A 12,079-nucleotide genomic window follows, 5' to 3' on the forward strand; every position below is an offset into this window, starting at 1 on the left:
CGACAGGATTCCCCCTTGCCCCTAGGCCCCGCCGGGCCTAATACGCAGGCTTAGACTTCTGCGGAAATGAGGCGCGACATGCTCGACCTGACATACGAAATGCCCACACCCAAAACCATTGCCGGGGCCAAGCACGATTGGGAACTGGTGATCGGGATGGAGGTGCACGCTCAGGTCTCGTCCAATGCCAAGCTGTTTTCCGGCGCGTCGACCCAATTCGGGGCCGAGCCGAACTCGAACGTGGCCTTCGTGGATGCGGCGATGCCGGGTATGCTGCCTGTGATCAACGAATATTGTGTGGAACAGGCCGTGCGCACGGGTCTGGGCCTGAAGGCGGATATCAATCTGAAATCGGCCTTTGACCGCAAGAATTACTTCTACCCCGACCTTCCGCAAGGGTATCAGATCTCCCAGCTGTATCACCCGATCGTGGGTGAAGGCGAAGTACTGGTCGAGATGGGTGACGGCACCGCACGCATGGTGCGGATCGAGCGTATCCACATGGAACAGGACGCGGGCAAATCGATCCACGACATGGACCCGCATATGTCCTTCGTCGACCTGAACCGCACCGGCGTCTGCCTGATGGAGATCGTCAGCCGCCCTGACATCCGCGGGCCGGAAGAGGCCGCGGCCTATATCGCCAAGCTGCGCCAGATCATGCGTTACCTGGGCACCTGCGACGGTAACATGCAAAACGGCAACCTGCGCGCGGACGTGAACGTCTCGATCTGTTTGCCCGGCGCCTATGAGAAGTATCAGGAAACACAGGATTTTTCGCATCTCGGCACGCGCTGCGAGATCAAGAACATGAACTCGATGCGCTTTATCCAGCAGGCGATCGAGGTCGAAGCCCGCCGTCAGATCGCCATCGTCGAGGCCGGCGGCGAGGTCGAGCAGGAAACGCGCCTGTACGACCCGGACAAGGGCGAAACCCGTTCCATGCGGTCCAAGGAAGAAGCGCATGATTATCGCTATTTCCCCGACCCTGACCTGCTGCCGTTGGAGGTCGAGCAGGCCTGGGTCGATGACATTGCCGCCAGGCTGCCGGAACTTCCCGACGACAAAAAGGCGCGTTTCATCAAAGACTTCGGCCTGACCGATTACGATGCTTCGGTGCTGACCGCCGAGGTTGAATCCGCCGCCTATTTCGAGGAAGTGGCCAAGGGCCGCAACGGAAAACTGGCCGCGAACTGGGTCATCAACGAACTGTTCGGTCGGCTGAAGAAAGAAGACCACGACATCACCGATTCACCCGTGTCACCGGCACAATTGGGCGGGATCATCGACCTAATCTCGTCGGATGCGATCTCGGGCAAGATTGCCAAGGATCTGTTCGAAATCGTTTACACAGAAGGCGGTGATCCGGCGCAGATCGTTGAAGATCGTGGCATGAAACAGGTGACCGACACCGGCGCGATCGAGGCCGCTTTGGACGAAATCATCGCCGCCAACCCGGCACAGGTCGAGAAGGCCAAAGTCAACCCGAAGCTGGCCGGCTGGTTCGTGGGTCAGGTCATGAAAGCCACCGGCGGCAAGGCCAACCCGAAAGCCGTCAACGAACTGGTCAGCAAGAAGCTGGGGTCGTAAACCTTTCGTTTTGTACAAGCCTGCCGGCCGTCTTTGGCGGGTTTGTACAATCCGGTTTCTCACGAAATCTTAAGACTTGGGGTCAAGCCATCGGCTTGACTTCCCGCTGTTCGCGCCCTTTCCTCCGTCACCGAGAGGTGAGGTATAATGCAAAGCAGATTTGATCAGGAACTCGAAGACCGGCTGGTGCGTTACACCGCCATCGACAGTCAAAGTGACGAGACATCCCCATCGACCCCGAGCACTCAGATCCAGTTCGACATGCTGAACCTGTTGCGCGATGAACTGAACCAGATTGGCGCGCAGGATGTCGAGATGACGGGCGACAGTGTTGTCGTCGCCACCATTCCCGGAACGGCACCGGGACCGACCGTGGGCTTTCTGGCCCATGTCGATACGGCCCCTCAGTTCAACGCGACCGGCGTCAAGCCACGGGTGGTCAAGGGGTATAACGGTGGCGACATCACCTTTCCCGACAACCCGGATCTGGTTCTTTCCCCGGAAGACCATCCCTATCTGGCCGAAAAGATCGGCCATGACCTGATCACCGCATCGGGCACAACCCTGCTGGGCGCGGATGACAAGGCCGGTGTGTCGATTCTGATGACGATGGCGCGGCACCTGATCGAAAATCAGGACATTCCACATGGCCCGATCCGCATTGCGTTCACACCGGATGAAGAGATCGGCCGGGGCGTCACGGAACAGCTGCCCAAGGATCTGGGCGTGGATTTTGCCTATACGCTGGATGGGCAGCAGGCGGGTGAGATCGAGTATGAAAGTTTCTCGGCCGACCGCGCCGTGATCCGGATCGAGGGTGTTTCGATCCATCCCGGCCTGGCCAAGGAAAAGATGGTGAATGCCACGCATCTGGCGGCGAAGATCGTGCAGACGTTGCCTCAGGCCACCATGACGCCCGAAACCACGGACGGGCGCGAAGGCTTCATCCATGTCACTGACATGAACGGCGGATCATCCGAGATGGAGATCAAGCTGATCCTGCGTGATTTCGAGATGGACGGGCTGGAAGCGCAACGAAACATCGTGCGACAGGTCTGCGCCGCCGTGCAGGCCACCGAACCGCGCGCGACCATCAGCTGCGACATCAGCCACCAGTACCGCAACATGCGGTATTGGCTGGAAAACGACATGACTCCGGTCGAGCTGGCGCGGGATGCGTGTCGCGAGTTGGGGATTGAACCGCTGTCGGTACCGATCAGGGGCGGCACGGACGGATCGCGCCTGACCGAATTCGGCACCCCCTGCCCCAACATCTTCACCGGGATGCAGTGCGTTCACGGCCCGTTGGAATGGATTTCAGTGCAGGACATGGCGCTGGCGACGGAACTGTGCCTGTCGGTTGTGGCTAAGGCGGCACAGACCGAAGCGAATGGTCAGGGCTGAAATCCGCCGGATGGGCAAGGGCCCTTTCACCCGGGGGGCAGCGTGTTAAGTTGGCGCGGAAACGCATTTAGGAACAGTAGATGAAGCGCTACGAATACAAGGTCATCCCCGCCCCGCAAAAAGGTGTCAAAGCCAAAGGCGTGAAAACGGCCGAGGGCCGCTTTGCCGTCTCGGTCGAGCAACTGCTGAATCAGATGGGTCAGGATGGCTGGGAATACCAGCGGGCCGAATTGCTGCCCAGCGAGGAACGCACGGGCCTGACCGGATCGACCACGAACTGGCGCAATGTTCTGGTGTTCCGCCGCGTGGTGGAAGAAGAAGTCGATGCCTCGTGGGTCGGCGCAATACCTGAGATGGATGACACCCCGCTGGCCCAGCCGGTTCCGGGCCCCGACGAGGTGCAGGCGCCGAAACCAATTGCCGCAGAGCCGGACGAGCCACCTTTGTCGCTGAAGCGGTCTGATGACGCCGCTGATGAAAGTGGCCCTTCAAAAACATAGGCTTGGGGGCTGGTACGAACGACGGACCGAATGCAATCGACCTGTGGTCTTGTGCAGAACGTCCGTTTTCTCTCTGACGTATCGCGGGTCAATCCGGGTACGGCCCGTGTCCTCATAACGGTATTGGCAGGCAATAAGGGCTACACCCTCGGGAAATCTGTGGCATGTTAGCCGGGTATTCTGGAGGGACATCGAAATGGCTATTCGACAGACACAAGGGCGGACACGCCTGTATGACAGCATTCTCGACACGGTCGGTGACACGCCCTGCATTCGGGTCAATCGGATCGCGCCAGAGCATGTGACCGTCTATGTGAAATTCGAGGCCTTCAACCCGGCAGGCTCGGTCAAGGACAGGTTGGCGCTGAACATCATCGAGGCCGCGGAACGTGACGGGCGGCTGAAACCCGGACAAACCGTTGTCGAAGCGACATCCGGCAACACCGGGATCGGGCTGGCCATGGTGTGCGCGGCCAAGGGATATCCACTGGTCGTGACGATGGCCGAAAGCTTCTCGGTCGAGCGGCGAAAGCTGATGCGGTTTCTGGGTGCGAAGGTTGTTCTGACCCCGAAGGCGCAAAAAGGGTTCGGCATGTATACCAAAGCCAAGGAACTGGCCGAGGAAAACGGATGGTTCCTTGCCAGCCAGTTTGAGACCTCTGCCAATGCCGATATTCACGAGAACACGACGGCGCGGGAAATTCTTGCCGATTTCGAAGGCGAACGGCTGGATTATTGGGTGACAGGCTACGGGACCGGTGGCACCGTTTCGGGTGTTTCGCGGGTATTGCGGAAAGAGCGGCCCGACACCAGGATCATCCTGACCGAACCGGCCAATGCAGCCATCGTGTCATCGGGTTACGTCAATACGCGCAACGCTGACCATCAGCCGACCGAAAGCCACCCCAGTTTCGAACCTCATCCGATTCAAGGCTGGACACCGGATTTCATCCCGTGGGTCCTTCAGGAAGCCATCGACAATTCCTATTATGATGAGCTGATCCCCATTTCAGGACCCGAAGGGATAGAATGGTCGCGCAGGCTTGCCTCGGAGGAAGGGATTTTCACTGGGATTTCGGGTGGATCGACCTTTGCGGTGGCCATGAAGTTGGCGGAATCCGCACCGGCAGGCTCTGTCATGCTGGTCATGTTGCCGGACACGGGCGAGCGTTACTTGTCGACCCCCCTGTTCGAGGGAATCGAAGAGGGCATGACGGAGGAAGAATATTCCATCTCGGCATCGACGCCGTCCGCACAGATGAAGGCGGACTGACACGCAAAGATCTTCAGACGCCGATATCCAGGGCCAGCGCATGGATGCGCGGCACGATGTCGCCCAACGCCTTGTGCACGGCGCGGTGGCGGGCGACGCGGGATTTGCCTTCGAATGCACTGGCGCGGATGCGGACATTGAAGTGACTTTCACCGCCTTCCTGATAGCCCGCATGGCCCCGGTGGCTTTCGCTGTCGTCGATCACTTCCAGCTCGCGCGGATCAAAGGCGGCTTGCAGGCGGGTTCGGATTTCGTCGGTCACGCTCATTTTTTCGCTCAGCGGCAAAAATATTGCCGCACCCCTCTTCTACTTTCGGCTGCTTAGATTAAACTGCTGCCTCCGAGTCGAAAAGACGCGTTCTTGAGGATTAGAGCATGGCGAAATCAGACCCCTTCGGATTCGATATGTCCGTTTCCAGCGCCAAGAAGAAGAATCCGCGGGGTCGTCGAGGCATGTCAGGTGCGTCCGAAACCTCTGTCAGGGTGTGTGATCACGAGGGATGTGACGAGCCGGGCAAGTTCCGTGCGCCGAAGGCACCGGATGTCCTGGATGATTATTTCTGGTTCTGCCAGCAACACGTGCGGGAATATAACCAGAAGTGGAACTTCTTTGACGGCACCACCGAGGCCGAGTTGAACGCGCAGCGATCGAAAGACAAGGTTTGGGAGCGCGAGACCAAGCCGATGGGCGACCCCGAAGCGCGCGCCTGGGCCCGTTTGGGGATCGAGGATCCGCATCAGGTGCTCGGCGCCAACAGCACGCAGAACAAGGGCCGCAACACGGGCAGCGGACGCCGCCTGCCGCCGACCGAACGCCGTGCGATCGAGATTCTCGAGGCCAAGGACAGCTGGACCAAGGCCGAGGTTCGCAAAGCGTACAAGAAGCTGATCAAAGTGCTGCATCCGGACATGAACGGCGGCGACCGCTCGCAGGAAGAGCAGTTGCAGGAAGTTGTCTGGGCCTGGGATCAGATCAAGGACAGCCGGAACTTCAAGTAAGGGTCACGGCTTTGCCTGCTTTACCTTCGCGGTGCGCCCTGCCTGAATGGTTGGGTGCCGCGGATGACACAAGCTGAAAAAACTGTGCGATTTCCGTATGGAAACCTGTTTCAATCCCCGCGAAAGTGGTGGAAGATTTGGGACAGGAATTTCCAGGGATCAGTTTCGTTGCGCACATCCATTTGCCTGTTGCTCGTCTCGGTAAGCGGACTCATCGTCGCCAGTTTCATTCCGACCGATGCGGATTGGCTGTTCCTTCTGGCGCTGATTTGCGTGATGGCCAGCGCCATCCTGTTCATACGGGCCTGGTTCAGCTGGCGCAGAGCCAACACATGGATCATCGTGGATGGCTCGAACGTCATGCACTGGAAAGACGGCACCCCGGATCTGGACACGTTGAAGAAGGTCCTTGAGACTTTGAAGCAGGCCGGATTCAAACCGGGCGTCATGTTCGATGCGAATGTCGGGTACAAGGTCGAAGGTGATTATATGGACGACCGGATGCTGAGCCGCGCCCTGGGCCTACGATCCGGGCAGGTCATGGTGGCCCCCAAAGGAACACCCGCCGACCCGCTGATCTTGCAGGCGGCGCGGGACAGCCAGGCGCGCATCGTCACAAATGACCGGTTTCGGGATTGGGCGGACGAGTATCCGGATGTGTTGAACGCGGATCGCCTCGTGAAAGGCGGCTTTCAAAAGGGTGAACTTTGGTTCTCACTCTGAGGCGGGATCGGTCCACCTGTCCGGAAAACACTGCTTGGTACGCCTGTCCGGTGTACAGATAGGGCCAGTTTGCAAGAAAAACATGCGCACCTTTGGACGTGTTCCTCTTTCCCTTGCCCTTGCCTGCAATATGTTGCACCACACACGGGTTCATACCCGGTGAACGGGCCAAAGGATAAGGACTAGGCGCATGGCTGACGGATCGATCGATATCAACGCAAAACCTACCGAGGATATCTCGGTCCGTGACGTGTTCGGCATTGACAGCGACATGGCGGTGAAGGGTTTTGCCGAAGCGACAGACCGTGTGCCCGCCATCGACCCGACCTACAAGTTCGACCCGGAAACCACGCTGGCGATTCTGGCGGGCTTTTCCCATAACCGCCGCGTCATGATCCAAGGCTATCACGGCACCGGCAAATCGACCCATATCGAACAGGTCGCCGCCCGTCTGAACTGGCCCGCCGTTCGTGTGAACCTGGACAGCCATATCAGCCGGATCGACCTGATCGGCAAGGATGCGATCAAGCTGCGCGACGGCAAGCAGGTGACCGAGTTCCACGAAGGCATCCTGCCCTGGGCGCTGCGCAACCCCGTGGCCATCGTGTTCGACGAATATGATGCGGGCCGCGCCGACGTGATGTTCGTCATCCAGCGTGTGCTGGAGCATGACGGCAAGCTGACCCTGCTGGACCAGAACGAGATCATCACCCCGAACCCGAATTTCCGCCTGTTTGCCACCGCCAACACGGTCGGTCTGGGCGACACCACGGGCCTGTATCACGGCACGCAGCAGATCAACCAGGCGCAGATGGACCGCTGGTCGCTGGTCTCGACGCTGAACTACCTGAGCCACGACGCCGAGACGATGATCGTTCTGTCGAAGGCGCCGCATTACAACACCGCCGAGGGCCGCAAGACCGTCAGCCAGATGGTCACGGTCGCCGACCTGACCCGAACCGCCTTCATGAATGGCGATCTGTCCACCGTCATGAGCCCGCGGACCGTGATCAACTGGGCCCAGAACGCCGAGATCTTCCGCAACGTGGGCTATGCGTTCCGCCTGTCCTTCCTCAACAAATGCGATGAGCTGGAGCGTCAGACCGTGGCCGAATTCTATCAGCGCTGCTTCGATGAGGAGTTGCCTGAGAGCGCCGCGAGCGCAAGCTTGGGGTAAGCACCCGAATTGCGCCCGTTCCGGGCGCAATGCCTCCGGCGGGGATATTTTTGGCCAGATGAAGTCGGATCCGTTACAGTTTTCAACGCCGGGCAGGTCATTTTGATGAGGGCTTAAGGACATGGCACAGAAGAACGACAACCCTGCTGATCCGTTCAAGAAGGCCCTGGCCGAAGCAACCAAGGTCATGGCCGATGATCCCGAGCTGTCGGTGACTTATACGGTCGACCCTTCGGGCATGTCGGGCGAGTCGATGCGGCTGCCACAGGTCTCGCGCCGGATGACGCGCGAAGAAGTGCTGTTGGCGCGTGGCACGGCGGATGCCTTGGCGTTGCAGCGCAAGTATCATGACGACGCGACCCATGCGCGCTATGCGCCACCGGGTGATATGGCGCGGGATCTGTACGAAGCGATGGAGACCGCCCGCTGCGAAGCGATGGGCGCGCGGGACATGCCGGGCACCGCCAGCAATATTGACGTCAAGATCGGGCATGAAGCGATCCGGCGGGGCTATGATCAGTGCAAGCAACCCGCCGATGCACCTCTGTCGATTGCAGCAGGGTACCTGATCCGACATCTGGCCACCGGGCGTGATCTGCCCTCTGCCGCTGATAATATCATGAACCTGTGGCGTGGGTTCATCGAAGAGCAAGCTGGCGGAACGCTGGAAAATCTGGACGAAATCCTCTCGGACCAGGCGGAGTTTGCCAAATTCGCCCGTCAGGTGATCAAGGATCTTGGATATGGCGACCAGCTTGGGGAAGACCCGGACGAGCTGGACGACGAACAGGAAGACCAGGCCGAGGAAGACGCGGAGGAACAGCCCGATCCCGACAGCACCGGTCAGGATGATCAGGACGAACAGGACGCGGACGCAACACCTGAGCAGACGCAGGAGGAGCAGCAGGATCAGTCTCAGGCCCAGGTCTCGATGGACGAAATGGCCGAAGACGAGATGGGCGACGAGGCTGAGATGCCGGATGGCGAGGCGCCGCTGGAGCCGCCTGCCCCGCCGCCCGCATCCGAAGCGGATCCGGATTACAAGGTCTATCTGGACACCCATGACGAAGAGATCGCCGCCGAGGATCTGGCGGAACCGGCCGAGCTGGAACGTCTGCGGGCCTATCTGGATCAGCAGCTGGAGCCCTTGAAAGGGGCGGTATCGCGTCTGGCCAACAAGCTGCAACGCCGCTTGCAGGCGCAGCAGAACCGCAGCTGGGAGTTCGACCGCGAGGAAGGCATTCTGGACGCGGGCCGATTGGCACGTGTGGTCGCGAACCCCACCACTCCGCTGAGTTTCAAGGTCGAAAAGGACACCGAGTTCCGCGACACGGTGGTGACGCTGCTGCTGGACAATTCGGGGTCGATGCGGGGTCGTCCGATTTCGATCGCGGCCATTTGCGCGGATGTTCTGGCGCGGACGCTGGAGCGGTGCAACGTAAAGGTCGAAATTCTGGGCTTTACCACGCGGGCGTGGAAAGGCGGTCAGGCACGTGAGGCATGGCTGAACGATGGCCGCCCGCAGCAGCCGGGCCGTCTGAACGACCTGCGCCACATCATCTACAAGGGCGCGGACGCCCCTTGGCGTCGTGCGCGGCCCAATCTGGGGCTGATGATGAAAGAGGGCCTGCTGAAGGAAAACATCGATGGTGAAGCCCTGGAATGGGCACATCGCCGGATGCTGGCACGGCGCGAACAACGCAAGATCCTGATGGTGATCTCGGACGGTGCGCCGGTCGATGATTCGACGCTGAGCGTGAACCCGGCCAACTATCTGGAAAAACACCTGCGCGACGTGATCGCGATGGTCGAAAAACGCAAGATGGTCGAACTTTTGGCCATCGGGATCGGCCATGACGTGACCCGGTATTATGACCGGGCGGTGACTATTACCGATGTAGAGCAACTGGCCGGCGCGATGACCGAACAACTGGCGGCTCTGTTTGACAGTGACCCGCGGGCGCGGGCGCGGGTCATGGGGATGAGAAAGGCCGGCTGAGGCTGATCTTCTGCCCGGCGGGCGCATTTCCCCGAGGGCGAAGTGTTTTTCGTTGCTGATCATCGGCTTGTTCAGGCGGGGTGTTCCCGTCTGGACATTTTTTGAAATGCGCCTCAGGGTCACGCTCAAATGATGTGAATGAGGCCGCCCATGTTCCAATCCTTCGAAGTGACCGCCCGCCCGGAACAGGGGCCACCGCGGCTGGCCGCCTTGCGCGAACAGATGGTGCAAGAAGGGCTGGACGGGTTTCTGATCCCGCGGGCGGATGCGCATCAGGGAGAGTATGTCGCGGCGCGCGATGAACGTCTGGCTTGGCTGACCGGGTTCACGGGCTCGGCCGGGTTTTGCGCCGCCCTGCGCGACGTGGCCGGAGTTTTCATCGACGGGCGGTATCGCACCCAGGTCAAGGCACAAGTTGCCGCAGATTTCACCCCGGTCCCCTGGCCCGAGGTAAGCCTGAGCGCCTGGCTGAAACAGCAATTGCCCAACGGCGGCAAGATCGGATTTGACCCGTGGCTGCATGCGGCGGGGCAGATTTCCGGCACATTGAGTGATCTGGAAGGATCGGGCATCGAACTGGTGAGATGCGAAAACCTTGTGGACCGGATCTGGGCCGATCAACCCGCACCGCCGATGAACCCGGTCAAGGCGCATCCGATCGAATTTGCCGGGGAAGGTGCGGACAGCAAGATCGCCCGTCTGGCCGAAGACCTTCGACGGGCCGGGCACAAGGCAGCGGTGATCACCCTGCCGGATTCCATCATGTGGCTGTTGAATATCCGTGGGTCGGATATCGCCTATAACCCGGTGGCCCACGGCTTTGCCATTCTTCAAGCAGGTGGTCAGGTCGATCTGTTCATGGCGGCAGAGAAACTGGCCGGGGTACGGGATCATCTGGGCTCTCAGGTGACCTTGCGCGCTGTGGGCGATTTTCTGGATGCGGTTGCGGCTCTGGCCGGTCCGGTGCAGGTGGATGCCGCTTCGGTACCTCAGATCGTGGCCGATGCGCTGGGTGACGCGATGACGGATGGCGGCGATCCCTGCGCCCTGCCCAAAGCCTGCAAGAATGAGGCTGAAATCGCAGGCAGCGCCGAGGCGCATTTGCGCGATGCGGTGGCGGTCATCGAAACGTTATGCTGGCTGGACCAGCAAGCCCCGGGCAGCGTGACCGAAACACAGGTTGTCACCCGGCTGGAAGAAAACCGGCGCAAGGACAATGCGCTTCAGGACATCTCGTTCGATACCATTGCAGGCACGGGTCCGAACGGCGCGATCATGCATTACCACGTGACGGAAGAGACCGACAGCCGCCTGGAACACGGCCATATTCTGGTGCTGGACAGTGGCGGGCAGTATCTGGACGGCACCACCGACATCACCCGAACCATCGCCATCGGTGACGTCGGAACCGAGGAAAAAACCTGCTTCACCCGGGTGCTGAAGGGCATGATTGCCATGTCGATGCTGCGCTGGCCTGCCGGCCTTGCCGGGCGGGATATCGAATGTGTGGCCCGCGTGCCGCTGTGGTCCGCGGGACAGGATTTCAACCATGGGGTCGGACATGGGGTCGGCGCCTATCTGAGCGTGCATGAAGGGCCGCAGCGGCTGTCGAAAGTCAGCCATGTACCGCTGCAACCCGGCATGATCCTGTCAAACGAACCCGGGTATTATCGGGAAGGCGCATTTGGCATCCGCATCGAGAACCTTGTGGTGGTCAAAGAGGCGCCCGCCCTGCCCTCTGGCGACGCCGAACGCGCAATGTTGAACTGGCGTACCCTGACCTTTGTGCCGATTGACCGCAGGCTGATCATGGTCGATATGTTGACGACCGACGAACGCGACTGGCTGAATGCCTATCACCGCGACGTTGCGGAAAAAATCCGCCCAAGGCTGGGACATGACGCGCAACTGTGGTTGGATGCCGCAACTGCTCCGGTCTGACACTGGTCTGTTACATAGAACAGGCAGAGGGGTGGCCCTGATACGACGACGGAAGGAAATGGAATGGCTGAGATCACGATCCGGAAAGCGCCGGGCAAATGGACTGTCCGCTCGGGCGGTGCGATCCTGGGCGAAACGAACAACGCGCTGGAACTGCTTGAAGGCGACAAGGATCCCGTGATCTATTTTCCGCGCAACGATATTGCGATGGCGTTTCTGGATCGGACCGACAAGGTGACCCACTGCCCCGGCAAGGGCGACGCGACGCATTTTTCCATCGTCAACAAGTCATCCGTGACCGCCAATGCGGTCTGGAGCTATGAGGATCCGATTCAGGCGGTGGCCGAGATCAGGGACCATCTGGCATTTTATCCGGTCGAGTCGGTAAAGGTGGAGCAGATTTAACGCCAGCCCCAGCGCCCACCTCACGCAGCTGTGGCATGCACGTGAGCGGTATTTGCGGCACACTTGTT

The 12,079-nt window shown here is 60.0% G+C and carries 11 protein-coding genes; 10 read left to right on the forward strand and 1 reads right to left on the reverse strand.

What is annotated here, in order from left to right:
- The first annotated feature begins 78 nt into the window (after positions 1-78).
- The 4 genes from gatB (at position 79) to NOR97_RS10595 (ending at position 4,767) form a co-directional block, all read left to right on the forward strand.
- Entirely contained in the window at positions 79-1,590 is a 1,512-nt protein-coding gene (gene gatB / locus NOR97_RS10580) for an Asp-tRNA(Asn)/Glu-tRNA(Gln) amidotransferase subunit GatB (protein ID WP_257599068.1), read from the forward strand.
- 147 nt (positions 1,591-1,737) lie between these two features.
- The gene (gene pepT, locus NOR97_RS10585; protein WP_257599069.1) at positions 1,738-2,994 is read left to right on the forward strand and encodes a peptidase T; all 1,257 of its coding nucleotides are present in this window, start codon (positions 1,738-1,740) and stop codon (positions 2,992-2,994) included.
- An 80-nt stretch (positions 2,995-3,074) separates the two neighbouring features.
- The gene (locus tag NOR97_RS10590) at positions 3,075-3,494 is read left to right on the forward strand and encodes a DUF4177 domain-containing protein (protein WP_257599070.1); all 420 of its coding nucleotides are present in this window, start codon (positions 3,075-3,077) and stop codon (positions 3,492-3,494) included.
- 196 nt (positions 3,495-3,690) lie between these two features.
- A complete protein-coding gene (locus NOR97_RS10595; protein ID WP_257599071.1) occupies positions 3,691-4,767 on the forward strand; it encodes a PLP-dependent cysteine synthase family protein in 1,077 nt (358 codons plus the stop codon).
- 13 nt (positions 4,768-4,780) lie between these two features.
- Here NOR97_RS10595 and NOR97_RS10600 read toward each other — a convergent pair whose 3' ends face one another.
- Positions 4,781-5,035 carry a BolA family transcriptional regulator gene (locus tag NOR97_RS10600; RefSeq protein WP_171167246.1) on the reverse strand — a complete coding sequence of 85 codons (255 nt, stop codon included), beginning with the start codon at positions 5,033-5,035 and terminating at the stop codon, positions 4,781-4,783.
- A 107-nt stretch (positions 5,036-5,142) separates the two neighbouring features.
- Here NOR97_RS10600 and NOR97_RS10605 point away from each other — a divergent pair, with 107 nt between their 5' ends.
- The 6 genes from NOR97_RS10605 to NOR97_RS10630 all read left to right on the forward strand — a co-directional run bounded on the left by NOR97_RS10605 (position 5,143) and on the right by NOR97_RS10630 (position 12,011).
- Entirely contained in the window at positions 5,143-5,766 is a 624-nt protein-coding gene (locus NOR97_RS10605; RefSeq protein WP_170343733.1) for a J domain-containing protein, read from the forward strand.
- 168 nt (positions 5,767-5,934) lie between these two features.
- Complete coding sequence (locus NOR97_RS10610) at positions 5,935-6,489, forward strand: hypothetical protein (protein ID WP_254439952.1); 555 nt, start codon at positions 5,935-5,937, stop codon at positions 6,487-6,489.
- Positions 6,490-6,679: 190 nt separating this feature from the next.
- The gene (gene cobS / locus NOR97_RS10615) at positions 6,680-7,666 is read left to right on the forward strand and encodes a cobaltochelatase subunit CobS (protein ID WP_209832541.1); all 987 of its coding nucleotides are present in this window, start codon (positions 6,680-6,682) and stop codon (positions 7,664-7,666) included.
- A 121-nt stretch (positions 7,667-7,787) separates the two neighbouring features.
- Positions 7,788-9,665 (forward strand): cobaltochelatase subunit CobT, encoded by a 1,878-nt coding sequence (gene cobT / locus NOR97_RS10620; protein WP_170343730.1) that lies wholly within the window; start codon positions 7,788-7,790, stop codon positions 9,663-9,665.
- A 150-nt stretch (positions 9,666-9,815) separates the two neighbouring features.
- Complete coding sequence (locus NOR97_RS10625) at positions 9,816-11,606, forward strand: aminopeptidase P family protein (RefSeq protein WP_257599072.1); 1,791 nt, start codon at positions 9,816-9,818, stop codon at positions 11,604-11,606.
- A gap of 63 nt (positions 11,607-11,669) precedes the next feature.
- Positions 11,670-12,011, forward strand: a complete 342-nt coding sequence (locus NOR97_RS10630; RefSeq protein WP_257599073.1) for a DUF427 domain-containing protein — start codon at positions 11,670-11,672, stop codon at positions 12,009-12,011.
- Positions 12,012-12,079: the final 68 nt, after the last annotated feature.

This window comes from Ruegeria sp. YS9, assembly GCF_024628725.1.
GTDB classification, from domain to species: domain Bacteria; phylum Pseudomonadota; class Alphaproteobacteria; order Rhodobacterales; family Rhodobacteraceae; genus Ruegeria; species Ruegeria atlantica_C.

Excerpts from the sequence above, each read along its gene's own strand:
- gatB (WP_257599068.1), top strand. The coding sequence starts at position 79 with ATGCTCGACCTGACATACGAAATGCCCACACCCAAAACCATTGCCGGG.
- pepT (WP_257599069.1), top strand. The coding sequence starts at position 1,738 with ATGCAAAGCAGATTTGATCAGGAACTCGAAGACCGGCTGGTGCGTTAC.
- NOR97_RS10590 (WP_257599070.1), top strand. The coding sequence starts at position 3,075 with ATGAAGCGCTACGAATACAAGGTCATCCCCGCCCCGCAAAAAGGTGTC.
- NOR97_RS10595 (WP_257599071.1), top strand. The coding sequence starts at position 3,691 with ATGGCTATTCGACAGACACAAGGGCGGACACGCCTGTATGACAGCATT.
- NOR97_RS10600 (WP_171167246.1), bottom strand. The coding sequence starts at position 5,035 with ATGAGCGTGACCGACGAAATCCGAACCCGCCTGCAAGCCGCCTTTGAT.
- NOR97_RS10605 (WP_170343733.1), top strand. The coding sequence starts at position 5,143 with ATGGCGAAATCAGACCCCTTCGGATTCGATATGTCCGTTTCCAGCGCC.
- cobS (WP_209832541.1), top strand. The coding sequence starts at position 6,680 with ATGGCTGACGGATCGATCGATATCAACGCAAAACCTACCGAGGATATC.
- cobT (WP_170343730.1), top strand. The coding sequence starts at position 7,788 with ATGGCACAGAAGAACGACAACCCTGCTGATCCGTTCAAGAAGGCCCTG.
- NOR97_RS10625 (WP_257599072.1), top strand. The coding sequence starts at position 9,816 with ATGTTCCAATCCTTCGAAGTGACCGCCCGCCCGGAACAGGGGCCACCG.
- NOR97_RS10630 (WP_257599073.1), top strand. The coding sequence starts at position 11,670 with ATGGCTGAGATCACGATCCGGAAAGCGCCGGGCAAATGGACTGTCCGC.